We start from the raw sequence: 26,861 nt of genomic DNA, 5'->3' as shown, positions 1-26,861 counted from the left end.
TGCTCAAAATACACTCAATAACGAGTAAATTATATTATTACAGCCATCAAAAACTATTTATTAAACCATATTGGATATCATGCTGGAGGTATTTCTGGCGCAACTTATTACTCATGGCAAACTGATACCCCGAGTTTCTAGAGCAAATAAAACAGGCTAATCATCAATCTTCAACTGCTGGAACGCCCAATAATTAAATTGATAATTTTGAATAGTCACCAAGCCCTTAACCCCCTCAGCGAGTAGCAGGAAAACTACCACCCACAAAGTGAATATCACTAAAGGTTTCAATCCACAAACGAGCACCACAATCGAGTGGATTATCTGGGTTATAGACAATCTTACATGGACCAAGGATTTCCACTTCGTTGCCGTAGATATTGCTACCACTGCGTTTTACTGAAATCACTGGCTTGCGGTCTTGAGGGCTTTTCTTGATATTAGATCCTATGTGATTGCGATTAACATTAATCTTAGCTAGAGCGGGAGGACGACTAGTGCGCCATTTCCCCTTCGGTCCACGAGTACCTTTGGTAATTTGTGGCAAATGGTTGAACAGGGGAATAATCCAGAATTTCCCAGTTTTATAGGCACCCCGCACCCGACCCTTCTCTAGAAGTTGGCGCAATCGTCGAGAAGAAATTCCTAATAGAGATGCTGCTTCAGTAGTTCCAACGCACTTGTTCATGAGTGGGGTCTCTTTTAACTCTTCCTATAATACTAGTTTAATAGAAAAAATAAAAATTGGCCATGTGAGGGAGCAGGGAGCAGGTAATAGGTATAAAAGTGTGTTAAGCGTGGAAAGGGTGGGTAGCAAGTCAACTGCTGTGGTTTCCACTATTAGCGATTACGTCAATATCGGAATAGTTAGGAAATTGGGAATCGGAAGCGGCTCTAAGGTCGCATCATACATAGTTATCTAACACATTAATTAATTTATTACACAGGATTTTTCCCCACTCCACTACTCCCTATTCCCTGCTCCCTGCTCCCTATTCCCTGTTCGTTACAAAATTTTTCAAAATATGTTATAATATAAGATTATTTATGCTATAATAAAATTACCGTGGGCGCTAAAACGTTCCACGGTAAGAGCCAGCCCCAGATTTTCCACCCTCTCAGGCTGGCTCTCGTCCCCCAGTTAAGGAGATAACTTAATATTATGACGTACTCTCAGCGCCTCTATCCATGGGCGGTAGTTCGGTTATTGCCCATGATGCAAAGAGTGGTTGTTGGTCGTTTCCGCAATCGCTCGGATGCAGAAGGTCACATGCAGGCTCTGAAGCGGTTAATGCCTGATGCTGAATTTATCATTATCTTTGATATTGGCCAGGATATAGAGGGAGAATCTGAGGAGATGGAGTAGGGAGCTTAAGCTATCAGCAATCAGCTTTCAGCAATCAGCTTTCAGCATTAAGTTTTTGGTATGCATTGGTTTAATCTGTGTTATTGTAGCTAACCACTGACTACTGACTACTGACTGCTGACCACTGACCGCTGACCACTAACCGCTGACACATCACTTACTACTCACGATAGTCTCCCAATTCTGAATCACTTGCTGCAAAGCTTCTGGGAGCTGGTCATGACCAATATCGGCATAACGTGTGGTACCAGCATTGCTGCTCAGAGTAACACTGATATAATCAGCAGCACCAATAGCAGCAGGGTAACTCAACTGATCAAACTGACCAAAGTCTACCTCTTTGTTGAGAAACTTCTTAAAGCCTTTGACATCTTGACGGGAAATGCGAGCAATCTCAGTGGGAGTGCTATTCCCATTGATCCTTATGTACTGCTGAATCACTTGTCCATTCTTGAGCAGACGGGTTTCAACGGTTTGACCAAAGAAACCACCACTTGCGATCGCACGAAATACGGTATTCTTCTCTAGGGCTGGTGGTAATTCACTGCTGGGAATCGGTACTGCTGCCAGTAGGTCTTGATTGTCTACTGATTCAACCTGAGCGCTTGCGGTAGAGTTACCTGATGGTAAGAACTTCATTTGACCAGCTTGGCTAGTTACTGCACTAAAGGATACAATCCCGGTTAATGCACAGGCAGCAATAATATAAGAAGATGGAGTGATTGCACGCAAGTTTTTCATCTGATTCCCTTGATTAGTTGAAGGTGTACCCATAGGCCAAGGTAGAGAACTTACCAGCAGTATCAAGACCAATTGCTGGTGTTTGCCTCTTTACTTAAGACTATTGACTTTTGGGAGATTTGTTTTGTTTCGTGCTGACTACCGAACTATCGGTAGGGAAATCACTCCGTCAGCTTATGCGCTACGCGCACGCTACTTGAGGTGCTAAGCACCTACACAGAATTAATTGCCTACTCTAAATCTCTGTGACCCTTACCCTGCAAGGCTTTGAATTTTAAAAAATGTGCAATTAATTTTGTGTGCCTGCTTATCAGCTATAGCATTTTCATTTGAGATGTAAACTGAAAGGCCGTGAGCCACGCTTCGCGATGCTCCTTTCTTTGGAGCCGCTAAAAGCGATCAGGTCTTCTTGTATTTTAAGAAAAAACTCTGGAGCTCTTGCCTATTGCCTCTTGACTTTTTCGATAATTTATGAATTTACAAATAGATAGTTTGAAAACGCTATATAGTATTTTCATTTGAGATGTAAACTGAGAAAGTATTTTTTTTAATTTACTATAAAGATATGGTTCTATTGCTACTATTGCCTCTTGACTTTTTCCATGATTTATGAATTGACAAATAGTTTGAAAGCGCTATAGGTTATGAGTACTAATTTTAAGTGACCTTAAATAGCAATGTCCTTGATTTTTTTAAAATATTAAGTTTTGTTAATTTAGTCGAGATTGTTGGCAATAATGCTATAGTTGTTATATTAGGTCTTTTGACAGGTAAGCTGATCTTTCATAACCTTCTATTAAGGAGATAATAATGCGTATAGTGATCATGTTGGTTGCTTCAATATTCCTGCTCTTCGCCAATGTTAGCGCGGCGGAGGCTTCTGTCTCAAACCCAGGAAGTCTCGAGGGTGAGTGGATAGGAACTTGGACTAGTTTGAATGCTACCACCTATAACGGTGTGATCGAGATGTATATAAATCAAGAGGGGGATAACGTATTCGGTACCTCAGTGGTGGGCAACACAAAATGTTCTCCTGAACGACTTTTCAAAGGTACATTGTCAGGCAAGTTTAACAACTTTATTGAATTGGAAATATCTCCTGAGGGAAAGCCGGACACCACAATAGCTAAAAATTGGGGGGCGATAACCAGGGACCGCAATGCTATCAGTGTGGTCTACAACTTCAACACTTCTGAGTCCAAGTGTGAAGGGGATGTCGGCACAATGTTCATCTCTAAGGTTCAGGAGTATTCCAAGATTCAGGGCATCACAAAGAAATAACTCAGGACTTACACTAAGACATCTTTAAGGAATGAAGAATTAAGAATTAAGAATTAAGAATTGGAAGTTTTTTGCATTCTGCATTCTGCATTCTGCATTCTTCATTCTTCACCCAGTAAGGCGCGGAATGCTCCTTGTCACCCCGTCAGGTCAAAATGTCACCTCCCTTATCAGCAATCATCATTGTTGCTGCTGCTGTGTTTGCAGTTATCGGTAATGGGAAGACAGAAGCATCAATCACACGCAGACCTGATACTCCTCGAACGTTAAGTTCTGTATCCACCACAGAATTCTGATCAATCCCCATTCTGCAAGTTCCGCAATAGTGCTGTGTTGTATTAGCTGTTTCTCTGATGTAACTCTCGAAATCTGTTCCCGGTTCTGGAGCAATTTGTTTTTCCCGCCATTGCCCCAAGCTGGATTGATTGCCAATATCGATACCTAACTGAAGCGCTGTTATACATGACTGGAGATCTCCTGGCACTGTCAGATACTTTGGATCAACAACAGGAGCTTGATCAGGAGAACTTGAACCCAGCGTAATAGTTCCCTTACTCTTCAAGTGCATGACATTTGGCCATAACCAAAAAGAATTTTTTGGGCCAGGGAAACCTTTGAGTGTTCCCACTCCCACTGAACACTCTATATCAACAACTGAACTACTATTTTCCGTAGAGCCGAAAATCACAGCTGGAGCTAGGCTATAGGAATACACTGGTACATCTTTATCTTCGGGAATAGAAAATCCGGCACTAACAAAAAGATCATCATGTAAATTCTTCCCTACTTCTGGAACATTCACAACTACTGGAATATCAAATTTCGCCAACTCAGTTTCGTCGCCAATGCCTGAAAGCATCAAGATTTTTGGACTCGCAATCGCACCAGCACTCAGCACAACCTCATGTCGCACCCCTGCAAAGTATTTTTCGTTCTTCTGAACATATTCAACACCAATTGCTTTGGTATTATTAAATCGGATCTTGGTTACCAAAGCTTCAGCTATTATAGTTACATTTGTATGAACCGCTGGTAAAAAAGTGTTAAATGTGGTTTCACGAAAAAGCTTTGAAAGTGTTTTGATATTGTTGAACTGAAATGGAGCGTATCCATATTGACTCTCGCTGGTATTATAATTAGGATTTTCAGGTAAACCGTACTGGTTAGCAGCAGCGAATAAATCGTTAATGAAATTCAAATTATCTGTCTGAGCCACCAAAACCTTAATGATTTGCTCTACACTTTCAAAGTGCGGTAGTACATCATTCCATGACCAACCGGGTGCTACCTTACCCCACTCATCAAAGTCAGAGCGTCCACCTCTGACATAAACCATGGCATTATGTAATGCACACCCACCTAGGGCTTTTGCTTGGGGCAGCATGATTACACGGTTGTTTAAATTTGTTTGAGGTACTGACTTATAACCCCAATCAATCTCTGGATGTTGTTGTAGGACTTCAAACCAATCACTTGGGTTGTACATCTTGGGATTGAGTAGGAGCTTTCCAGCTTCGATCAGGAGAATTTGTGAATTTGAGTCAGAAGCAGCAAGCTTTGAAGCTACTATGCTTCCCGCAGAACCTCCACCAATCACAATGTAGTCATACATGAAATTTGCTTCTGCCATATTGACTGCTCCCAGTAGAATCTGCTAATTAATTTTGCTATCAGCTTAAGCTGATAGCAATTGGCCAAGGCCAAGAACTTTGATGAAGACTTTCAATTCTCATTAATCTATCAATATTAGATTCTACTGTTTTTGCATTGCGCATTGGCGCAGGCTACTGCAACTACGGGTAGGGAAATCACCCCCTAAGCATTCAGCTATCAACGGTTAGCTATCAGTAATCAGTTGTTGAATAAAATAGGTAAGTATTAGTTTAATACTCACGAAAGTCATAGCGTCGAAGCCTTTACCACAAAGCTGACCGCTGACTGCTAACCACTGATGGCTGACCACTGACCGCTGACCGCTTACATAATTACACTTTCCCCCTTAACCCTTCCAATTGCTCCCGCACTGATAACGGTTGATATCCCAAACTAAATCCTAATGAACTATCCAATGAAGTATCGGGAGATCTAGGAGCAGCCATCGGTACATCTTTTTGTAGACAGCGTCCTAAGTTATCTTGGGAAAGTTCAAACACCTCAGCCATCAGGCAACCAAAGTCATAGCGGGAGATCCGTTCTTTTCCGCCCAGATTAACTAGACCTTGGACTTTCTCTAGAGCTAATAACAATCCCTTGGCTGCTGTTGTGCCACTGACAGGGGTTCTAATTTCATCGGTAAATAAGCTCAAGGGTCGCCCTTCTCTGATGATTTTGAGAAAGGGTTGGATAAAGCTACTAGCAGTAGGGGGAACTATACCAAACATTAAGGGCATGCGGCAAATCGCGACTTTAGGATAATGCGATCGCATCCCTTCTTCTGCCATCACTTTTTGCTCACCGTAATAGCTGATAGGCGATACCGGATCAGTTTCCAGATAAGGAGGATTTAAACCATCGAAGACCAAGTCAGTAGAGGTAAACACGCAAGGGATATCATAATCTGCACTTAGTCGAGCAATATTGATAGAAGCTGTAACATTAATCGAGTATGATTCCTCTCGATGGGTCTGGCAAAAATTAGGTTTAGATTGAGCTGCGGTATGAATTACTCCTGCTGGTTGAATCTCAGCAAACAGATGCTTTATCTCCTGAAATTCTCTCAAGTCAGCCTTTACCAAGGTTATTCCCGGAATATCTATCGTTTGGGAAAAATACGTTCCATAAATATCCCATTGTTCTTTGGCGAGCTGACAAAGGTTCCATCCTAGAAAACCGCTAGCTCCTGTGACTAAGAGTTTTTTTCTCATCAAAATTTAGGGTTAGGTGCGTAGGGTGCGTTAGGGGCGGACTTGCCCTTATTTTTCGCCTCGTAGCCAGCGCTGGGATAGTCCGCCCCGTAACGCACCACAGAGTCAAACAGCTTTAATGATATGCACCCTTTCCAGTCAACCATCGACGGTTAGCGGTTAATAATAGCGTGTTCCTTAAATACCTCTAAAGGAATGTAATCAAGCGCTGCTTCATGGGTTGCTGACAAAATCACCGGTGGCGCAACTCCAGCATCCAGCGCCTCCTTCCAACGACTGATACACAAACACCATTGATCTCCGGGTTTAAGACCAGGAAAATTATATATAGGGGATGGTGTACTCAAATCATTGCCCCTTAACTGAGTAAAGGAGAGAAACTCTGCAGTCATTTCTGCACAAACGATATGTACACCAACGTCAGATGGTCCTGTATCACATTTTCCATTCCGAAAAAATCCCGTCATCGGAAATGTGCAGCACACTTTTAGTGTTCCGCCAAGGACGTTTTTGGCATCATTGTTCATGATAAATAGTAAACTTTATTTAAGCCAATAATGTTGGTATTTTGTTGTAAGCTATTAGCTATCAGTGGTCAGCATTCAGCTAATGCGCTACGCGCACGCGTGCGCGTTCAGCATTCAGCTATCAGTTATCAGCTTTTTAATAGTCGAAGCCTGTGCCACGCTACGGTAAATAATTTTTTTTTAGCTGAGAGCTGACTGCTGAGAGCTGACTGCTGAGAGCTGACTGCTGAATACTTACCAAAGACTATACTAAGATGCTAGAGACGAAGCTGCCATACACATCGATGGTGATGAAGGTTGAAGCTTTACATCTACGGTTTTGTAACCAGCTGTCATCAATAAATTAGTAACCACTAATTGCGCCCTTTGATTAGCTTGCTCTAGCACACCTTGCTGACAAGCAGTAGCCTGAATTTTCCGGAGGGTTTGCTGTTGAGCTAGCATCTGTAATTGAGGAGCAACATCAGGTCCGAGACCCAAAAATCCTCGGTTGTAGTCGTAAATCTGGGAACGGGTAACATCAATCTTGCTATCCAGTAATTGGGGCGCTGGTAACTGCACTTGGATCGAGTCATTGCTGACTTTGACATCATCGACGCTTAATTTCCCTAAATCAACCCCAGCTCGCACTTCCCCATAAGCAATATAGAGTAATGTCGTTGACGCTAAGCGATATTGTCCTAAGTTTCTATCTTGACGAGTTGGGACCACCGCCTCCATGCTAAACACAGCAGTGGTCAATTCACTAACATCACGAACTTTATTAACCACAACGTTTCTGACATCCACATCTGGTTCTGGCTGTGATAAGTTTAATTGTGATAAGTCGAATAGACCATTAACTTGTTCAAACAAGCGGGAGCTAGTGCGCCACATCACCACTCCTATAATTAGCGTCGTGATTATCATGCCCCCTGTGCTCATCAAAATCAAACCTCTAGGTATACTAGAGATAATGCTAAGTAACTGATGCTTTTGATGCTGACTTTTCATTTTTGTTTACCTTAAAAATTATCGTCAGGAATTATGAACTTTAATTATTAACAGTTAGTTATTCTCAATCTATGCTATTATATAAGAATAACTAAATTATATTTAGTGTAAAAAATCTATTATAAAAATATCAAACCTATACACCTAGTTTTAGGCGATTGATTCAAGTTAAAAGACTAGCATAATAGGTACCGAATAGCCTGATTAACAATTCTATGGAGCGATTGCTTGTAAGCAACTGCTATGTTGTTATATAGCAGTTATCGATTGGCTAAAGTACCTCGTCTCTATTCTTTCATACTTGATGCTTAATACTTGTGCTTATCTACCTCAACCCAACTTCTAGTTTCATGGGACTCATGGGTTAAATCCATTAACATCTGGGAGTACACTCCTTCTTTGAGAGATAGTGTAGTGACGCTACCATTGTCAATGGCTTGCACCCAATGGTCAACCACCCGGATAAATGGGGCTAAACGACCATCGAGATAGGTTTCAGGAAATGCTAGTCGCTGGGGAATTTCTACTTCCATCAAGGATTGACCTGCGGTAGCTGCCCACAGACGAAATCCATGAACGTAGTCTTTGAGATTGTTACTGCCTAAAACTAAGGTGCCGCGATCGCCATAAACCTCTACAAAGTGACCTCGCCCTTCATAGGTTACGGAACTAATACTGAGTTGACAAGGGGTACCATCTGCCAATTCCAGTAATAACAGACAGGTGTCATCAGCATCTACTGGCTTAAGTAAATTGCTAGCATTGGGGTCTGGTCGTGCTGGAATTGCAGTACTCACTTGAGCACACAACCGCTGCACTGGTCCAAATAGCCAATGAATATAATCAAAAACGTGAGAACCAATTGCGCCTAGTACTCCGCCACCCTTATCCTTTTGAGCATACCAGTTCCAGGGGCGTTCAGGATTGGCTCGGCTAGAGAATAAGCAGTCAATTTTAATCAGACGCTTTTTACCGACATAGTCTTTTTCGAGATATTCCGCTAATAGCTGCCATGAGGGGATGAAGCGGAATTCAAAATCAGGTATAGCGACAACACCCTTTTCTGTAGCGAGTTGGTAAAGCTCCTCGGTTTCGGTTGCCCTTAAAGTCATCGGTTTCTCTAGTAGCAGATGTTTCCCTGCTTCTAGAACCCTTTTGGCCATTTCGTAGTGCAGAAACGGGGGAGTACAGATGCTAACTGCTTCTACTTCCGGTAAAGCTAGGATATCTTCTAAGCGATCGCATCCATGGGGAATATCATATTGGTTTGCGATCGCATTTGCCTGATCCGGGTCTCGGTGATAGACAGCCACCACTTCCGTCCGGGAATGAGCTTTAAAGCCAGGGATGTGGATTTTTTGTCCAAATCCAGTTCCCACTACCGCTACACCAATTGTAGGTAGCTGTTCAGTTGCACCTGTTGCAGAAAACTCAGCCATTCTAGACTATCTCGTGACTTATATTATTAGTGCTTATCTTAAAAATCGCAGGGTAAATGGGTAACGGTAAACCCTACCATATTGAGCAGCGATTGAGGCCATAGTCACCAGCAGCGAATCAATGATTCCCAGGATACTAGCTAGACACCATAGCCAGAATTCTATCAGCTTAAACAGCTCCAACCAAGAGTTACGGTCAAAACCCTTTATTGCACCAATCAGGATGAAAAACGCCCAGGCAAAGGCCGTAAATATGGTCAGGATAATGGTAGCGTACAGGGTAATCGAGATTTGAAAATTAATAGATTCTTGACCGTGAACCTTGACAAAGCGGTATTTATTTCTCTTGTTTAACCAGATCATCAACGGGCCTGCCAGGTTAGCCAAAGGGATAGGTAGACCCATAATCAATAGGGGAATCCATAGCAGGGAGGATAGATGACACAGCATCCCCCAGATTCGAGCTTTCCTATCGTTCCGTGGCACTGTTACTTGATCCATAAAACTGACCCAAAACCGACATTACATCCCATGACTTTGCTCAAGAGTCTGGTTAAGCCATTATATTGTTTAACCGCCGTTGTTTTTCACTGCCTCAACCCAGGTAATTACCTCTTTAGCCAGGTGAGTACCGTCTAAGCGGTCAATTTCCCGGATGCCAGTAGGACTGGTGACATTAACTTCGGTGAGGTAGCCGCCGATAACGTCTATGCCAACAAAATATAAGCCATCTTGCTGCAGTTTTGGCAAGAGCCGGGCACAGATTTCTTCCTCTCGGGGAGTAATTTCCGTAGCCGCTACTCGACCACCCACAGCCATGTTACCCCGAAATTCCTTACCTGTGGGAATGCGATTTACTGCTCCAATCGGTTCACCATTCAAGAGGATAATCCGCTTATCTCCATCTTTCGCCGCAGGCAGATAAGCCTGAACCATCACTGGCTCACTACCCTGTTTAGTGCTAATTTCCACCAAGGAGTTAAAATTGCGATCGCTTGCCTGTAGAAATATAATCCCCTCACCAGCTTTGCCTCCTAGAGGTTTCAGTACTGCTGCCTCTTTTTCCTCAACGAATTGCCGAATCACCGATTTATCCTGACTGACAATGGTCTGTGGAATCACTTCCTGAAACTGGAGGGCATACATTTTTTCGTTAGCTGTCCTGATGCCAGTTGGTGCATTAATCACCAAGGTTTTATCTGGATTGATGTAATCCAAGATATAGGTGGCATAGAGGTAAGGTATGGTAACGGGCGGGTCTGTCCGCATCCAGACAGCATCCATCTCCTCTAGAGGTTTCAACAGAGCCTTACCAGTCTGGTACCACTGCTCACTGACGACCCAATGCCCGTCATCGAGTTTGGCTGGAGTTAGTTGCACAGGTTCTAGAAGCCCCCAAGCCTGACCCTGAATAACACTCAATTGTTGAGCCTGAGTGACCCAAACCTCATGACCTAATTCTTGTGCGGCTTCCATCAGTGCCACACTAGTATCGTGACCGGGATCAAGTTTCGGGAGAGGGTCTATGATAAACGCAAATTTCACGGTTGAATTCCCCTGTCAGCCAATTCCCCTATGCTACAGCAATACTATTTGATTGGGGAATATACTGGTCAAGATCTTGAACGGGGAACGGGTAACAGGGATATTGCCGATAACCATTAGCGATCCTACAGACTAGATGCTCAATCACCTAGTGGTTAGCTTGCCTTGAGGAGGTTGTCTAACTTACCCTGAAATTCCAGAGTGTGAAGCTCATCACAGCCACCGATATGCTGGTCATTAATAAAAATCTGTGGTAAAGAGCGTGCTCCATTTGCCCTTTGAGCCATCTTCTCCCGTGCCTGGTTATCACCATCAATAGAGTATTCAGTAAATTCAACTCCCTTCTTGTTTAGTAGACCTTTAGCACGGATACAGAAGGGGCAACTGCTCCAGGTGTAGATTTCAACGTTTGGGCTCATAGTTGGCGGTAGCGTGTTGTTAAGTAATGTTTCTTAAATTTTAACTAGTGGTTTAGCTTGGCGCACCAGCTCAGTAACGTAATGCCAAATCATAGACAGCCCAGCTCCTGATTACCTCAAGGCTGGGCTGTCTATTAGTTATAGGCGCTTATTATAGCTAGGGTCTTTATATAGGCTGACCCCATTTAAAAGGTTGGTCATATCTAGGGTCTTTATATAAGCTGACCCAATTTCCAACTCCCCCTTATTATTTCCGACAAATCTTGGTTTAGTAATTTTTATAATATTTTCTTTATATTTCCGTTTATTGTGATTTGTCAGGTTTGTTGAAGTTTTGTTGCATGGTGGTCAGCGAAACCCCTAAGGCTTGAGAAAACCACACTTCCAAATCACGCATTGGGTATAAAGACTTACTCATAGCCGGATCCCTTATGGGCTCTACAAGAATGGTGAACATTCCCAGTCGATTCCCAGCTAAGACATCAGTAAATAAGCGATCGCCTACCATTGCCACTTGGTCTATAGGTAGGTTCATCGCATCTACAGCTATTTTCAGCTTGCGTCGCGAAGGTTTGCGAGCTCCATATATGTAAGGCAAATCGAGGGAGGAAGCAATACGGCTAATGCGATGTTCACTGAGGTTATTACTAACCAGCCACAGGGAAACCATCGCTCTAGTTTGCTCTACCCACCGTTCAATTTCTCCAGAAACACAGGATTTCGTCACTGGTATTAAAGTCTGGTCAACATCCAATACTAGACCTGAGAGCTGATATTGCTGGAGAATCTCTGGTGTCAGGTCTAAGATGGAGCCACCAAGGATTAAGTCAGGTTGTAACTTTGAGACCCAAGACATATTTAGTTAACTGATAAATTTAAGGTTGGTAACTCTGTTGATTTTTGATGCTTACCCGTCAATTGTCAATACACTAAGCCCGCTCAGCCTGATGATGGCAGCGGGCAACGGTTAAGTGATTCAGTTCTATTGAACCTTTGAACTTCCCCATCCGTCGCAGGAATGGGGTATCCTTTGCACAACCTAATTGGCTGTTATCTCCATTGGCGTAACTTTCCCCCGCACGGTCGGTAGCTGAGTAGGGTCAATACCCAGTTTTTTGACACCCTTATCTCCTAATATTAACATTGTCGAAAATTCATCCCTGGAGACGAAACCTGATTGTGAGGGTCGCCTTTATGGTTAAAGACGAAACCTTAGGATGGTGGAGCCTTTATGGTTAGTCGGCTATGCGGAAAAGGTTAAAACTTGTTGATTAAGGCTCCACCATCCTTACGGTAACTTTGAGGCAGGCTCAAAGACGAAACCTTAGAATAAGGCAGCCTTTCTGGTTGGTCGGCTATGGGAAAAAGGGTTAAAACTGTTTGATTAAGGCTGCCTTATTCTTAAGGTAACTTCAAATGCAGAAAAAGGTTAAAACTTGAGGCGCTTTCCGTTTGAAGAATTTAATTCTTCAAACGGAAAGCGCGCCTCCATTGATTAATGCGACCCTCTCCTTACGGTAACTTTAAGACCTAAGAGGACGGGGTATTCTTTTCTCTCAACCTCCCCAGTAGATAAAGCTTCTGTGATCAGTGGTTGTTGTAGTTTATTGCTTTGCTCGCCGTTCTCTACGGATAGCATTTTTAGCTGCTTCATGTTCTGTTAGGGTTTTACTAAAAACATGAGTGCCATCGTAACGAGCCACGAAAAACAGGTATTCGGTGTCTTCGGGATCAAGGGTTGCTTTCAAACTCCCTATTCCAGGACTGGCAATCGGGGTCGGAGGTAGTCCTGGGTTGAGATAGGTATTGTAAGGGGAGGGTTGCCGCACTTGCTTGTAGGTCAGGGGCTGATCAGCAGTTTGTCGAATCCCCAATCCATATTCAACCGTGGGATCGGTTTCTAATCTCATCCCTCGCCGCAACCGTTCAGTAAAGACACCAGCAATGCGATCGCGTTCTTCAGCAACTACTGCTTCCTTCTCGACAATGCTCCCTAATGTTACCCAATCATTGATACTAAGCTGGGTTTTGTACTGACCTTTTTCGTATACTGGTAAGGCTACCTGTTCAAATCGATTAAGCATTTGTTGGATGACTGCTTGTGGCGAGATGCCATCACTGGGTAACTTATAGGTATCTGGGTATAAATAACCTTCTAGATGAGGGAGCTCACTGGGCAACCAAGGGTACTTATCCCAGGGGATTTTGCTACTAGCAGCGATAAAGTCATAAGCCGAGAAAAATCCTAGAGATTCAAAATAATCCGCCATTTGCTGAATCGACCACCCTTCCGGTATGGTGAAAGACAGCTGCATCACCTTCCCTTTCCAAATCGTTTCGGCGATTTTTGGCAGGGGTTGAGTTGGTGATAGTTCGTAAGTTCCAGCTTTAAACTCACCATCTCGGTCTAGCAGCTGACGCCAATGAGTCCAGAGTTTCCAAGCATCGGCTGAGCGAATTAAACCAGAAGCTTCAAGATCTCTGCCTATTTGCTGACCTGGGGTTCCTGGGGGAATCTCAATTTTTATGAGGGTTGGAGCTACATCTTCGGAAGATTGTGCTTTAACAGGTGGGGATACCACCCAACTCCACCACTCCCAGCCCTGCCATGCACAAAGACCAAGGGTCGTTGGCAACAGAACGAAATAAAAAAACCTATTGGAGATGCTTTTGAGAGTTTTCATACTCTTATACACCAAAACACTAGTTTCCCCTGAATCGTTTAAGGGGTCAACCCGAGTTCTTGTCTCCTAATCAAGATCATCGAATAGCAGTTCTTCGAGCAATGGCTGAACTTGTTTAATTTCCTCTGTAGACAGTAACTCGGGTTGACCAGATTGGTTGGAGCGAGCAAAAAACAGGAGTGGTTCTACAGGCGTATAAATGCCATACTCTTGTTCTTTGTAATAAAAGCTCGCTAGCTCCTGTAGTTCCTCTGCTTCCATCGGAACATTATCGTCTTCAATTTCCAGGGTGAGAATGTCATCTTCGTCCACTGGTGGCAACTCACCAGCAACAGTTAAGGTAAAAGCGGTGCGCTTGAGCTGAAGATTTTGCTCAGCCAGAACAGCTTGGGCGTCAGGGAAGATCAAGTCAAGCTCAGCTTCATCTTCAACTAGAGAGGCATCAGCTAAGTCTTCATCATCATCCCAAGCAACAATTTCTATGGGTGAGTCCACAGGTAACAGCAGAAGGTATTCACAACCCTCCAGCTCTAGGGAATGCTCAATGTAACATTCGAGAGTTTTACCGTTAGCGTCCTTCAGCGTAATGTCCCCTTTTGGAGATTCCCCATTTTCTTGGGGGGATTGAGATGAAAACATGGCACTTAATGTGTCTATTAGTGGTCAAGTGGTCGTGGAAAGAAATCCAACCTCCCTTTTGACAGTACGCTTTGACAGTACGCGACAGTACGCTTTGACAGTACGCGACAGTACGCTCAAGTGTAGACTGCTTCCCATCAGGATAGCACCAAAACCAAGTACGATAGTTCCAGCAGTTGTCTTTGAATGGGTTAGTCTATACTATTTATACAATGATGGGCTTTCTGTGAGCATAAGCATTAGTTGACTATGGTATGGCTAAAAATTGCACATTCTTCAATCATAGCGTTCGCGTAGCGTGACCTACGGTCAATCAGTTGCAAAAAAGTGTTGTTAGCAACCTATAAGTATAACTAATCAGTGGGACTTAACATGAGCAGAAGAATGTGTTGCTCTAGGAAATCAGCTCAGCCAAAAGGTTTTAGTGCCATGGGTTGCGATGCTCTTTCCGAGCCGCTACGCGAGCATAATTAGCACTAAGCTGTTCAGAATTTAGATTGGGAGACCTAAATTACTCGAAGGGAACTTCGGATAGCGGGGATCTGGGAACAGGTAATAACCAACTTTAAATGCACATCAGCTTAGCAACCCCCTATCTTATAGCAGGATTACTCAATTTTGTAACCAATTATACTTAATTTACACGTAAACGGCTAGAGCTGTGAGCCTGAGCAAGTATGAATTAGTAATTATAAACTATAAAGGATGAAAATATAAGGGTGTTATTCTTAACAATACTCAGCACTATTTTCAAGTTAATTAACAGAACTAACGACCCATAATTCGCTGCCGTCCAATTCTCAAGTACTCCCAAACTGGAAATTGATAAAATTCCATCACCAACCAGACAACGATTGCCAGATGGCATAAAAACGTTAACCCTACCCAAGCAGCTGGAAGCCAAGATACAGGACTATCTGGGGCAGGGGGAAACATATAAACGGCTGCCCCAATTAAGGTCGTTGGACAAACTACAAATGCCAAGGCTAAGAACCAATTCACCCATCCCCATTCAACCCCCTCTAGATGGGCCCCTGTCCACTTTTTGCCATTCCAGTGCCAGGTCATTGGGGGCTGCCGATCGGTTATTTTGAGTATTTGCCTTTCGAGATCAGCAGTGAAAATGTGGCGGCACTCGTGACAGGCAAAAGCTTCCATTAACGATAAATTTTGAATCTGACCCACACGACAGACTGGGCAGGGGTAGACTCCCTGATAGTTCAAAGCCTTATACTTCACAGGTTGGGATGATTGTTTTGAACTGTACATTTGTAGTCAGTCTAATCCTTTATTTTATCTCTTGGCAATCACCCAAACGGCATGGATAATACCTGGAATGTACCCCAATAGGGTTAAAAGAATATTTATCCAAAAGGGCCAGCCAATACCCACTTGCAAAAATACTCCCAGTGGTGGCAGGAAAATAGCACATAAAATCCGAATTAAATCCATTCTGGTATACCTTTGGTGTTTGTTAGGACAAGGCTGATTGCCTTAAGCACTGCGTTTGCGTACTCACTTCCATTGTGCCAAATTCTTCTAGTTTTAGAGCCGGGTTACCGGACCTATAATCCCTGTTCTGTGTTCGGTTAGGGCAGAGTCCCTAGTAAACAGTTTAATCCTGATATTGATTAGCAGTCACCCATACGGCATGGAGTATGGCAGGCACTACACCATATTTGGGAAAACCAAGTTGAGTGCCTACAATGAAACCCAATACCATTAACAGAATATTAAGCCAAAATGACTTGCCAAAACTCACTTGCAAGAACACACCAAGTGGTGGCAGGAAAATGGCACAGATGATCCGGATGAAATACATTATTGTTGTACCTCGATTACTGCTCTTAGTTAATTCCCTGGTAATTTCCTCTTAATCCGGAATTTCCTAGCTAAGATGCCAGCAATGGAGATTAGTTCCCCCTTTGTAATGGTTATGACACCTATGAATGACTGCCAGTTCCTAGCTCTGTCCCTAAGGTCAGGGAAAAACATGCTGCTAGGCCACAAGCCTTTAAAACCAGGCAGTTCGTAGTCAGTAATAGGTAATCCCTAATTGGGATTTGTGATTACTCAAGGGACTATTACCTATTAGCTATACCTATTACCCATGACCAAAAAAACTTCAAAAAACCTTTTCGCCCTTAGGAGCAGTTATTTACAATGTCTTATCAACAAGAGAAACAGGTTGCGATTGAGGCAGCCTTAGCCGCTGCCAAAATTTGTGAGCAAGTCCGGAGTGAACGGGTGACTCAAGCTATGGAAAAAAGTGACAAAAGCCCTGTCACTGTTGCCGATTATGGGTCTCAGGCAGTGATTTGCCGCTTACTTGCCCAAGGCTTTCCTAATGATCCAGTAGTGGGTGAAGAAGATGCTGCTGATTTGGTGGAACCAACCATGGCGAATCAGTTGGCACAGGTAACCAGTTATGTGCAATCTGTAACTAATGATGCTACTCCTGAGGCAGTGGTTAGTTGGATTAATCTAGGCAATGGAGAGATTGGACCTCGCTACTGGACCTTAGACCCGATTGATGGCACCAAAGGGTTTCTGCGTAATGATCAATATGCTGTTGCCTTGGCTTTGGTAGAACAAGGTGAAGTGAAAGTAGGAGTGCTAGCTTGCCCAGCTTTACCCGTCAACCTAGCACAACCAGATGGTGAACGGGGTGTGCTATTTGTGGCAGTACGGGGTCAGGGAGCAACCATGGTACCGATTAGTGGTGGGGAACCCGAATCGATTCAAGTCACTGATGCTGACAATACAGCAGAACTCCGGTTCGTCGAAAGCGTGGAGTCTGGTCATGGTGACCATTCTCGGCAAGATTTGGTAGCTAAGGCGGTGGGAATTACTGCAGATTCCCTGCGGATGGATTCTCAGGCTAAGTATGGTGCGGTTGCCTCTGGTCAAGCAGCCCTTTACCTACGTTTACCGTCATCGAAGTATCCCAACTACCGTGAGAAAATTTGGGACCATGCTGCAGGCACCATTGTTGTGGAGGAAGCTGGTGGGCTTGTTACAGATATGCATGGCAAGCCCCTGAACTTTTCGATCGGTTCTAAGCTAGTTGAAAATCAGGGTGTGGTTGTCAGCAATGGTGTGATTCATGAGACGGTGTTGGCAGCACTGCGGGATACAGCTAACTAGAAACAGCTAAAGCACAGGGCAGATCAGAACCTAGGGCAACGATCCGGCAAGGGAATAGTATTTCTCTTGCCCAAGCATCCCCGCGCGTAAACGCGCGGGGAGTTTCATTCACACTTATCGCTTTATTAAGGGATTAACCATTGCGCAACAATTGGTGGGAAATACCCAATCCAATATCCCCAGTTTAATGATTGGCTGACTGGAGCAGGGATCATCTCTCCTCGAAAATCCAGCAGCTGGACAATAATTAAGTAAGCGATCGCTAGCAATATCGATATAGCTCCAGTTATAATAGCAACTATTTTTCCGCGTTCCATAAGTCTTCTATCAAATCACAGCACGGTTGTGGGGTTCCTAAATATGGTTAAAGGAATAGAGGTTGGAATGTCAGATCCTGTCCGGTTCTTTCAGTAGTGTTTATAGTTAAAGGTGTTTTTGGGTCAGAGTAATGGTGCATTGGTAATGGCTCGTTGAGTGATCATAATCACCAATTACTCAAGCTTAACAATACCAATGCTGCCGGAGATGATGTCACAGAGCTTTCTATTCCCAAAATCTCATCCTAATATGGACGTGCATCAGAAGGAGGCTCTATGAAACGGTCACGTTTGAAATTCTCCCGCTACTATCCTTTATTGCGCCAGCAATTGCGGCAGCGTACCAGACGACAAATCCTACTAGCGTCTAGTGTGGGATTGAGCCTACTGCTGATCTCGATCAGCATCTTAGTGTTGATTGATCCCAAGAACCCGCTAGGATTAACCAGTTGGGTAGTGTTGCTCCCCCAGCAAATCATGGGGCGCAGAAATCCCAAGGACACTACAGTACTAAAACTAGCATCTCAATCCCCCGAGGAGCGGGTGGCACAACTCGAAGCGATCGCAATTGGACCAAAATCCCTCAATCGTGGTCGTGCTCGTTACCTATTGGCCGTTGATGCTATAGCTGGGCAGCAGGGAAGGGAGGCACTGCGTTGGTTAGATAAATTAGAGTGGGAATATCCAGTATTAGCAGGACATATTGTGCTCAAACGAGCACAGGCTTACCAATTCACTGGGGACAAAGCTCAAGCCCAACAAGCTTGGCAGGAGTTGCTCCAACGCTATGGTAATCAGCCAGTGGCAGCTGAAGCCTTGTATGCCTTCTTGTCAGATGATTCACCCTACCGCAAACCAGAAAAGGAATCTATTGCTCCGAAATATGCCAGCACCATCTGGAGTTTTGAGCAGCCCTGGTTGGCAAAAATACAGCAGATGTATGACTTTTCTGCGGAAGAGCCAAAATACTGGGAACGAGCACTGAAAAACTATCCTTCTCATCCTCGCATCATTGAATTAATCCAGCAAAAGCTTAAGGATCAGCCCAATCAACCTGAACTGATGCTGTTATTAGCCAGGTATACCTTTGACCAACCAGGGGTTACCCTAGTGCTAGATCAACTAGTTAGTAATTACGGAAAATCTGTCGATGATAAAAATCGTGCTATAATCCAGCCGAAAGATTGGGAAGCGATCGCATTAGCCTATTGGAAAGACCGCAAATATGCTCAAGCCAGTGCTGCTTATGGCAATGCTAAACCATTACCTAAGCATAGCTACTTAGGGGCTAGAGCACTTCAGTATGCTCAAAAGCCCAGAGCAGCTAAACTGGCTTATAAAAAGATGGTCGAGGAATTTCCCGATGCCAAGGAAACTGCCTTGGCTTATCTCCAACTAGCTGAACTAGAACCACCCATTGACAAGATCCCGTATTTAGACCAAGTTATCGATCGCTTTCCCGACCGAGCTGCTGAGGCACTTTTGGCCAAAGCCAAAACTCTAGAGCAACTCAAAAGTCCCAACGCTGCTGAGCAAGCCTATCAATTGTTAATCGACAACTATAGCAATTCTGATGCAGCAGCGGACTATCGCTGGCAGATGGCTCAAGAGGCGGCACAAAACGGAGACATCCTGACAGCTTGGCATAACGTTCAGCCGATCCTTAAGGATAATCCCCACAGTCTGATCGCCCGTCGGGCAGGGTTTTGGTCGGGAAAATGGGCAACTCAGCTAGGACGGAAGCAGGAAGCCGAAGCAGCGTTTAAGCAGGTAATTACCAATCATATTCAATCATACTATGCTTGGCGCTCAGCGGTACAGTTGGGTTGGGATGTGGGAGACTTTACCACACTGCGCCAGTCATCCCTTACGTTAAACTGGCCAACGGTGCGACCCGAGTTACCTGTGGGCTCAGCAGCTTTGAAGGAATTGTATCAGCTTGGTCAAGACCAGGATGCTTGGAGCCTATGGCAAGGGGAATTTCAAACTCGCCTCAAGCCGACTGTGCCACAACAGTTTACTGATGGCTTGTTCAGGCTGGCGATGGGAGAATACCTCAAAGGAATTTCCGAGGTAGAGACTCTCGAAGACCGAGAAACCTCCCAAGAACAGGAGCAGTACCAGAAAATCAGGAAAAAACCGGCTTACTGGCAAGCCCTCTATCCCTTTCCCTATCTAGAGATAATCGAAACCGAGTCAAAACAGCGTAACATTAATCCTCTACTGGTTATATCCTTAATTCGTCAAGAGTCCCGATTTGAGGCAAACATTACATCAGTTGCTGGTGCCATGGGCTTAATGCAAATGTTGCCCAGTACTGCAGCTTGGGTAGGGAAATCCATCAATTTTAACGACTATAAACTCGATAATCCCAACGATAATATTAAACTAGGAACCTGGTTTCTTGCCCATAGCCATCGCGTGTATAAGGATAACTCCGCATTCGCCATTGCTAGTTACAATGCTGGTCAAGGTAATGTAGGGAAATGGCTAAAGGAAAATGAACCCATTGATTTAGATGAATTTGTGGAAACTATACCCTTTAGTGAAACCAGAAACTATGTCAAGCAAGTTTTGGGTAATTACTGGAATTACTTACGCTTATACAATCCTGAGGTTGGTCAGCAGTTAGTAGACTTTTTCGCTCAAGAGTAATCCAGCAAGACTGACCGTAAACATTCAGCCAGACCTTACCCGATCAGCTATCAGGAATTTTATTAAGAATAGACACAAACACCCCCAAAATAGGGAATAAATAAATATAGATTATATCCCTCATTTCTGAGCAACAGGATGGAGCAATCTACTCTCACTTTCCCCCCCCAACTCACCACCTCTGAAGCAATCCCAGTGGTTCAGACCTCCCAACTGCGCAAAGTCTACCGCACTGGCTTCTGGCTCAATCAAAAAATTGAATCCCTGAAAAATTGCTCCCTAACGGTCTATCAGGGAGAAACCTTTGGATTACTCGGTCCAAATGGAGCCGGGAAAACTACCCTCTTAAAAACCTTACTAGGAATTGTCCGTCCTACTGGCGGAGAAGGATGGTTACTGGGACATCCCCTTGGTAATGTAAAGGTCAAGCAGCGCATTGGTTACTTACCAGAAAACCCCTACTTCTATGACTATCTCACTGGCTGGGAATTTTTGCACTTTACGGCTGGACTATTTGAAATTCCCCATGAGGTAAAACGTAAACGCATTCCTCGGCTGTTAGAACTAGTAGGATTGTCCCAATCAGCAGCACGCAAGAAACAACTACGTCAGTATTCTAAAGGGATGCTCCAGCGCATCGGTATGGCCCAGGCACTGATTAATAACCCAGAAGTAGTATTTCTCGATGAACCCATGTCCGGTCTTGACCCCATGGGACGCTACCAAATCCGGGAAATTATTATGTCTCTGAAAGCTCAAGGCAAGACTATTTTCTTCAACAGCCATGTGTTGTCAGATGTGGAGAAAATATGCGATCGCATCGCTATTCTCGCTAATGGGGAATTAATTTGTATGGGAGCGTTAGATGAACTTTTGGGTACCGATAACACCTACCGAGTTAAAGGCAAAGGTGGGAATATAGAGATTATCAAACGGTGGTTGATGGAATTGGAATTTGAGGATGATTGCTGGTACGGTCAATTGCGAGGGGAACCCCAAGAGTTTATGGCTTCCCTCCGGCTGATGGATGCCCAATTGATGAATATGACTTTAAATCGTCCTTCTTTGGAAGAGTTTTTTATGAAGCAGTTGAATAATCCGGGTTTGAGGGAGTAGGGAGTCGGGAGTCGGGAGCGGTGCGACCCGTGGCGAATTTAATTCGCCTACGGAAAGCGCACCGAGGGAGTCGGGAGTCGGGATCCAGCAGAATCCCTGAGACGGGCACTCTGATATAATCGTTTAATGTTCGATAATACCTGCAAGTTCCTCGCTGAAAGCTTTTCGGAAGATTTTGCCTCCTGGTTACTTGGTGAACCCATCACCATGACCCAACTCAGTCCATCTGAACTGTCCCTTGAACCCATTCGAGCGGATGCTTTGATTTTGCTGAATTCTGATGATTTTGTCCTTCACGTCGAGTTTCAGACTAAACCTGACTCAACTATGGCCTTCAGAATGGCAGATTACCGCCTAAGAGTTTTCCGCCGTTTTCCCAATAAGCAGATGCGCCAAGTGGTCATTTACTTAACCCGTTCAACTTCTGCACTCGTTTATCAGACAGCGTTTGAGATTCCTGGTACTCGTCACGAATTTGAGGTGATTCGGCTATGGGAACAACCAACTCAGCCGTTTCTGGAATCGACGGGGTTATTGCCCTTGGCTGTGCTGACACAAACCCCCGACGCTGCTCAAACCTTGCGTCAGGTGGCTGCAAGAGTTGAGGCGATTCCAGAAATGAGGATACAGACCAATGTGGCTGCGTCCGCTGGGATTCTAGCAGGGCTATTATTAAAGAGGAACTTCATTAACCAGGTTTTACGCAGAGATATCATGGAGCAGTCTGTAATTTATCAAGACATTAAGGATGAAGGCCGTTACGAAGGGGAACAATCTCTTATACTCCGCCAACTCTTGCGTCGCATTGGCGAAGTGTCCCCAGAAATACGAGCGCAGGTTCAAGCCTTATCCCTCCCTCAGCTTGAAGCTTTGGGGGAAGCGTTGTTGGACTTTACGAAACCTGACGATTTGGATGAATGGATGCGTTCACTATCTGTTGCTGATAGCAAATCGAACTCGTAGGTAATGCTTTCGGTGGGATAAGCCCTAGAGGCATAGCTACGTTTAGCGCACGACTTCTCAACCAAGATTAACGAGAGTGCGATCGCTTTTAGCGGAAGCGAAGCGTGACTCGCGTAGCGTGGCCTACGGCCAATCGCACTTCCCAAGCAACCGTAGTAAATCTGCCTACAAGTGATCGCACTTGTGTGCCAAGAGTTTTTGGAGTGCGATTAGTCTTCGGTGATCGCCAATTTTGGTACATTCTCGCAGAGATTGCGATCGCTCTTGTCAACATTGGGGTTATTCTCAAGATAGTCACGCACCCTATCACAACTCTTGGATAGGAGTTCATCCAATCCTCCAAACTGCCACAACTTTGCAGTACCATTCTGGTCAAGGGTAGCTATTAAGCTACCATCAGCACTTTGACTTATACTGGTTAATTTGTTTTTTTGCTGCCCTTTGAAAGCAGTCAATAATTTTCCTGATATATCCCATACATGGATATAATCGCTGTCCGCAATAGCTGCTAATAAGTTACCCTGAGTATTAAGAACAATACTATTCTTATTGAATCTGGGGTTCTCAGCACCCTTAAACCGAACTAATTCCTTCCCAGAATCCAATTCATTACCAGGCTTCAATTCCTTTAAGACGATAGTGGGTTTATCTACATGTTCGTCATCTAGTAAATCCACCACCAACAGCCTGCCATCCGAGCTAAAAGCGATACGAAGAGGTAATTTGAAGGGCAAGGTTTTCCAGTTTTTTTTGTTCAAATCCAACAGATGGATTATACCATCATCATTTTCTATAACAGCCAGACGCTTGCTATCAGGGCTAAAAATAAGCTGGCTAATTGGTTTTTTGAATTTTCGGGGTGGATACAATTCCTTTCCATTTAGATCTAATAGGCTAATCGTATTATCTTTGTCTACAGCAGCCAATTGCTTACGATCAGGGCTAAAAATGATTTGACTTATGCCTTGAATATCTGCAAATTGCTCCCACTTATTATTATTAGCATTCAAATCTAACAAATGGACACTCCCATCTTCTTTTACAGCAGCTAGTTGCTTGCTATCGGGGCTGATGCTGAGACTTTTAAACTTCCCCTCAATTGGGATTAACTCTTCCACTTGCTTGTTCTCTGTTTCCCACAAGCGAATAGTCTTGTCATCACCTATACTAGCAATTTTTCTGCCATTCGAGCTAGAAATAACCTCACCAATACTACCTTGATGCCCTTTCAGTTCAAATTGTAAAGAATGAGACCCAGATAAATCATGAACACTAATAATACCATTATTCTGTTGACCGATAATCAGACGACTATTGGCATCAAAACTGATGCTTGCAGCTCTGCTTAGGGGTTTAAAACTCTCCCACGATTCATGATCTAAACTAACAACATAGGCAATGCTGTTATCAGTGCCATAGGCGGCTGCCAAGTATGTACCATCAGGGCTAAAAACGAGGTTCCCAAAGAGTTGACTCTCACACGAATAACACCCATAAAAATCTTTAAACTCTGCTAACTGACTGCCAGACACAAAGTCTGACAAGCGGAGGGTATAGTCAGATTCGTTAGCTACAGCTACAACTAGCTGGTTCTTGGAGTTAAAGCTAATACTACTGAAATTGTCTTGATCCTTTTTTAATAGCTTCGGTTCATTTCCCGTTAAGTCCCACAGGTAGATAGTGCTTGTTCGGTCTTTATAGGCTACAAGCTTCTTGCCATCAGGACTGAAAATGATCTCACCGCTCACCTCACCGCTCACTTCGCAATCTTTAGACTGTGAGATAGAAGCTATAAGCTTTGGTGGCTCTTCCTGTTTTTCTTCCAAGTTCCACAGGCGAACAGTACATTGCTTGTCAATGGTTGCTAATAAGCGACCATCCTTATTAATATCAAGATTGACTTCACCTGTATGTCCTGAAAATACTTGGGCTAGTGGTTGTCCCATCAACTCTTGTAAGCGGACAATACCATCATCTCCTGCTGTAGCAATCAGTAACTCACCATCCTTAAAAAACATCTTCTTAAAGTTTTGAGGCACTTCTATGCGGTTACGTTCTTTCGCTAAATAGAATACCTTTTGCAAAGTTCGTAACAATTGATGTTGAAGCTCACTTTCTGGCTCCATTAAAAACGGTAGCTCACTTTCTGGCTTGAATAGGGATAAGTATCCAGGCCAATCTTTAAGAACTTTCCCTGCCCGTAAACTGTTAAGCAACGCATCCAACTCTTGGTTTGGTAAGGTCGATTCTGCAGATTTTATATTAGTTCTGACTTGACCTATCAGTACCTCTCTCTGTCCAATCAAAGAAAAGACCAAACCCGTACCTAACCCTAGCATAACTGCGATCGCAACACCCCAATTCCGACGAGTATTAAAGCTTTTTCGCCCAATACTGCGCCGCACAAACTCAGCTTCTACTTGGTTAAGCCAGTTATCATCGGATAAATATACCTTTTTCAACAAATCAAGACGAGGGTTAGCATTCCAAAGAAACCTTGCCTGTTGCTGGCTTTCCCACTCCTGGGCTGCGGGAGTCAACCGCCGTTGTAGAAGTAAATTTTCCTCATTCTCAAGCTTCCACTCCAGCAACCTTTGCCAACCCCGCACCAAAGCATCATGGGCAGGTTCCACATAGGGATTCCCCTCAGCATCTTCTCCAATAACCAGTAACCGTGCATTGCTAAAGCGCTCAATTACTTCCTTCACTAAACCATTTTTCGGTGGTGGATATTCTAGTTCCGATAACGGTACCCGCCTACGGGCTAACTCACCCCCAGTCAGGGCGACCATCCGCAGCATCACATGACGGATAACTTGGGCATAAGCAGGGTTTTCATTAACTAGCGCCTCATATTCGTGATCAGCCCTTTGAGTTAGCGATCGCATTACTCCCCCCAATTCAATATAATCGGCTTGAGTCAAGGCCCGATCAATAGTGATTCCTCTATATTGTGCCCCCCGTTGTCGTTTTAAATACTTGAGATAAAGTTCGCTCAAGGCAAAAGACAGCAGGGGCAATGCTCCGGGCATATCCGCCACTTCATTAATCAATTCTTCTACAAGTTCGTGGGGTTGAAAATACATTACCCGTGCTTGAGCCGGTTTTTCTATCGCTTCCCTTAGTTCCCCTCGTGTCATCGCCGGTACAATAAATCGTCCACTTTGCCAAAGATTTATCAGTACCGTGCTTCCCAATTGATTTAGTACTTCCGGTGCCAACTTTAAGCCAGCATCCCTGACTTGGGGTTCAAAATCAGAACGTAGGGTTAATACTACCCGTAATTTATCCCGATGGGCATTGATGGCTGTGAGTATCTGTTGGAAAAACTCCTTACGCTCATCTAAGTTTTGACAGAGTGTAATAATTTCTTCGCTTTGGTCAATAAACAGTAATAACTTAGAGTTGGGGTTATTTTTCGCCCAAACATCAATGCTCATTGCCAGGTTATGCTGGGGGTTTTGTGGCTCAACATTAGGTAACTTAGCTTCAGTCAGCACATTATTTAATGCTTCCAAGGGAGTCTCACCAGGACGGATGGGTGGCAAAATACACCATTTCTCAGTATTATCTTGCCGTAGTTTGGGAATTAATCCTGCCTTCACCAAGCTAGATTTACCGGAACCGGAAGCACCCAACACCACTGTCAGGGGATTAGCTTTGACAAAATAGTCTAACTTTTCTACTAGTAATGTTCTACCGAAAAACAGTGAACTGTGTTTCTCCTCAAAGGACTTTAAACCACGATAGGGATTTTGTGACTGATCTAAAGGTGGTGCTGGTGGTAAGTTAAGTTCATGTTCCGGAGAAAGAAAGATATACTCGCCTTTATCGTGCTTGTTTAAACACCAAATACCGGGCGTTTGTCGCAGACGGCATTTTTCTGTGGGTATTTCGATGGTATCCCGTAAATATAAATATAATTCTGTGGCTGTAATTACCCCATCTCCAGCCGATTTACCATTCGTAGCAGGAGGATAGATATCTGCTGCACCTTCGAGGGCTTCTAATAATGCACTAGCAAAAGGGGAATGATTACCGACTTGACCGCGTTCGCTACCTAAATTAAAGTTATCTAACTGAAGTTCCCCCGTACAAACGTACTACCTGTCTCTCAAAGCTTTACTGCGCTTACATTTTGATAGTGTAGAACTAATGTACTACT

23 protein-coding genes and 1 pseudogene are annotated in these 26,861 nt (G+C 43.9%); 6 read left to right on the top strand and 18 right to left on the bottom strand.

Features of this window, described 5'->3' with window-relative positions; genetic code table 11:
- Positions 1–235: 235 nt before the first annotated feature.
- Positions 236–688, bottom strand: a complete 453-nt coding sequence (locus F6K63_RS12855) for a MerR family transcriptional regulator (protein WP_008187390.1) — start codon at positions 686–688, stop codon at positions 236–238.
- 474 nt (positions 689–1,162) lie between these two features.
- On the opposite strand from F6K63_RS12855, the gene F6K63_RS12850 reads away from it, so the two are divergent.
- Positions 1,163–1,366: an SPOR domain-containing protein gene (locus F6K63_RS12850; RefSeq protein WP_008187382.1), complete on the top strand. Its 204-nt coding sequence runs from the start codon at positions 1,163–1,165 to the stop codon at positions 1,364–1,366.
- A 153-nt stretch (positions 1,367–1,519) separates the two neighbouring features.
- On the opposite strand, the gene F6K63_RS12845 is transcribed toward F6K63_RS12850, so the two are convergent.
- Positions 1,520–2,107, bottom strand: a complete 588-nt coding sequence (locus tag F6K63_RS12845; protein ID WP_044494106.1) for a hypothetical protein — start codon at positions 2,105–2,107, stop codon at positions 1,520–1,522.
- An 810-nt stretch (positions 2,108–2,917) separates the two neighbouring features.
- On the opposite strand from F6K63_RS12845, the gene F6K63_RS12840 reads away from it, so the two are divergent.
- Positions 2,918–3,388 carry a hypothetical protein gene (locus F6K63_RS12840; RefSeq protein ID WP_008187379.1) on the top strand — a complete coding sequence of 157 codons (471 nt, stop codon included), beginning with the start codon at positions 2,918–2,920 and terminating at the stop codon, positions 3,386–3,388.
- 145 nt (positions 3,389–3,533) lie between these two features.
- Here the strand turns inward: F6K63_RS12840 and F6K63_RS12835 are convergent, their stop codons facing one another.
- The 14 genes from F6K63_RS12835 to F6K63_RS37800 all read right to left on the bottom strand — a co-directional run bounded on the left by F6K63_RS12835 (position 3,534) and on the right by F6K63_RS37800 (position 16,320).
- Positions 3,534–5,018 (bottom strand): GMC family oxidoreductase, encoded by a 1,485-nt coding sequence (locus tag F6K63_RS12835; protein WP_008187377.1) that lies wholly within the window; start codon positions 5,016–5,018, stop codon positions 3,534–3,536.
- A gap of 355 nt (positions 5,019–5,373) precedes the next feature.
- A complete protein-coding gene (locus F6K63_RS12830; protein ID WP_008187375.1) occupies positions 5,374–6,252 on the bottom strand; it encodes an SDR family oxidoreductase in 879 nt (292 codons plus the stop codon).
- Between the two features lie 152 nt (positions 6,253–6,404).
- A complete protein-coding gene (locus F6K63_RS12825; RefSeq protein ID WP_008187373.1) occupies positions 6,405–6,779 on the bottom strand; it encodes a DUF2237 family protein in 375 nt (124 codons plus the stop codon).
- A gap of 249 nt (positions 6,780–7,028) precedes the next feature.
- Positions 7,029–7,772, bottom strand: coding sequence for a DUF4230 domain-containing protein (locus F6K63_RS12820; RefSeq protein ID WP_008187372.1), 744 nt, complete (start codon positions 7,770–7,772; stop codon positions 7,029–7,031).
- Positions 7,773–8,080: 308 nt separating this feature from the next.
- The gene (locus F6K63_RS12815; RefSeq protein ID WP_008187371.1) at positions 8,081–9,211 is read right to left on the bottom strand and encodes a Gfo/Idh/MocA family protein; all 1,131 of its coding nucleotides are present in this window, start codon (positions 9,209–9,211) and stop codon (positions 8,081–8,083) included.
- Between the two features lie 33 nt (positions 9,212–9,244).
- Positions 9,245–9,712, bottom strand: coding sequence for a DUF4870 domain-containing protein (locus tag F6K63_RS12810; RefSeq protein ID WP_008187370.1), 468 nt, complete (start codon positions 9,710–9,712; stop codon positions 9,245–9,247).
- 69 nt (positions 9,713–9,781) lie between these two features.
- A complete protein-coding gene (gshB, locus tag F6K63_RS12805; RefSeq protein ID WP_008187351.1) occupies positions 9,782–10,756 on the bottom strand; it encodes a glutathione synthase in 975 nt (324 codons plus the stop codon).
- 155 nt (positions 10,757–10,911) lie between these two features.
- Positions 10,912–11,175 carry a glutaredoxin 3 gene (grxC, locus tag F6K63_RS12800; RefSeq protein WP_008187349.1) on the bottom strand — a complete coding sequence of 88 codons (264 nt, stop codon included), beginning with the start codon at positions 11,173–11,175 and terminating at the stop codon, positions 10,912–10,914.
- A gap of 304 nt (positions 11,176–11,479) precedes the next feature.
- The gene (locus F6K63_RS12795; protein WP_008187348.1) at positions 11,480–12,031 is read right to left on the bottom strand and encodes a YqeG family HAD IIIA-type phosphatase; all 552 of its coding nucleotides are present in this window, start codon (positions 12,029–12,031) and stop codon (positions 11,480–11,482) included.
- A gap of 748 nt (positions 12,032–12,779) precedes the next feature.
- The gene (gene mltG / locus F6K63_RS12790; RefSeq protein WP_008187341.1) at positions 12,780–13,859 is read right to left on the bottom strand and encodes an endolytic transglycosylase MltG; all 1,080 of its coding nucleotides are present in this window, start codon (positions 13,857–13,859) and stop codon (positions 12,780–12,782) included.
- A 66-nt stretch (positions 13,860–13,925) separates the two neighbouring features.
- Complete coding sequence (locus F6K63_RS12785) at positions 13,926–14,498, bottom strand: DUF3727 domain-containing protein (protein ID WP_008187340.1); 573 nt, start codon at positions 14,496–14,498, stop codon at positions 13,926–13,928.
- A gap of 768 nt (positions 14,499–15,266) precedes the next feature.
- On the bottom strand, positions 15,267–15,767 hold the full coding sequence (locus tag F6K63_RS12780) for a hypothetical protein (protein ID WP_008187339.1): 501 nt from the start codon (positions 15,765–15,767) through the stop codon (positions 15,267–15,269).
- A 24-nt stretch (positions 15,768–15,791) separates the two neighbouring features.
- Positions 15,792–15,950 carry a YqaE/Pmp3 family membrane protein gene (locus F6K63_RS12775; RefSeq protein ID WP_008187338.1) on the bottom strand — a complete coding sequence of 53 codons (159 nt, stop codon included), beginning with the start codon at positions 15,948–15,950 and terminating at the stop codon, positions 15,792–15,794.
- 163 nt (positions 15,951–16,113) lie between these two features.
- A complete protein-coding gene (locus F6K63_RS37800) occupies positions 16,114–16,320 on the bottom strand; it encodes a YqaE/Pmp3 family membrane protein (RefSeq protein ID WP_008187337.1) in 207 nt (68 codons plus the stop codon).
- 341 nt (positions 16,321–16,661) lie between these two features.
- Here F6K63_RS37800 and F6K63_RS12765 point away from each other — a divergent pair, with 341 nt between their 5' ends.
- Positions 16,662–17,645, top strand: a complete 984-nt coding sequence (locus tag F6K63_RS12765; RefSeq protein ID WP_008187336.1) for a 3'(2'),5'-bisphosphate nucleotidase — start codon at positions 16,662–16,664, stop codon at positions 17,643–17,645.
- A gap of 125 nt (positions 17,646–17,770) precedes the next feature.
- On the opposite strand, the gene F6K63_RS12760 is transcribed toward F6K63_RS12765, so the two are convergent.
- Complete coding sequence (locus tag F6K63_RS12760; RefSeq protein WP_008187328.1) at positions 17,771–17,962, bottom strand: hypothetical protein; 192 nt, start codon at positions 17,960–17,962, stop codon at positions 17,771–17,773.
- A gap of 276 nt (positions 17,963–18,238) precedes the next feature.
- Between F6K63_RS12760 and F6K63_RS12755 the strand changes: the two genes are divergently transcribed.
- The 3 genes from F6K63_RS12755 to F6K63_RS12745 all read left to right on the top strand — a co-directional run bounded on the left by F6K63_RS12755 (position 18,239) and on the right by F6K63_RS12745 (position 22,696).
- Positions 18,239–20,617: a lytic transglycosylase domain-containing protein gene (locus tag F6K63_RS12755; RefSeq protein ID WP_008187327.1), complete on the top strand. Its 2,379-nt coding sequence runs from the start codon at positions 18,239–18,241 to the stop codon at positions 20,615–20,617.
- Positions 20,618–20,755: 138 nt separating this feature from the next.
- Positions 20,756–21,733, top strand: coding sequence for an ABC transporter ATP-binding protein (locus F6K63_RS12750; protein WP_008187326.1), 978 nt, complete (start codon positions 20,756–20,758; stop codon positions 21,731–21,733).
- 126 nt (positions 21,734–21,859) lie between these two features.
- Positions 21,860–22,696, top strand: a complete 837-nt coding sequence (locus tag F6K63_RS12745) for an Rpn family recombination-promoting nuclease/putative transposase (RefSeq protein ID WP_008187325.1) — start codon at positions 21,860–21,862, stop codon at positions 22,694–22,696.
- A 209-nt stretch (positions 22,697–22,905) separates the two neighbouring features.
- Here the strand turns inward: F6K63_RS12745 and F6K63_RS12740 are convergent.
- Positions 22,906–26,775 (bottom strand): annotated as a pseudogene (locus tag F6K63_RS12740) (nSTAND1 domain-containing NTPase); the annotation flags it as partial.
- Between the last annotated feature and the right edge of the window lie 86 nt (positions 26,776–26,861).

Origin of the sequence: Moorena sp. SIO1G6 (assembly GCF_010672795.1) — a bacterium.
GTDB classification, from domain to species: domain Bacteria; phylum Cyanobacteriota; class Cyanobacteriia; order Cyanobacteriales; family Coleofasciculaceae; genus Moorena; species Moorena producens.
Note: the sequence above shows the minus strand (reverse complement) of the source record. Positions and strands in the feature narration are given on the sequence as shown.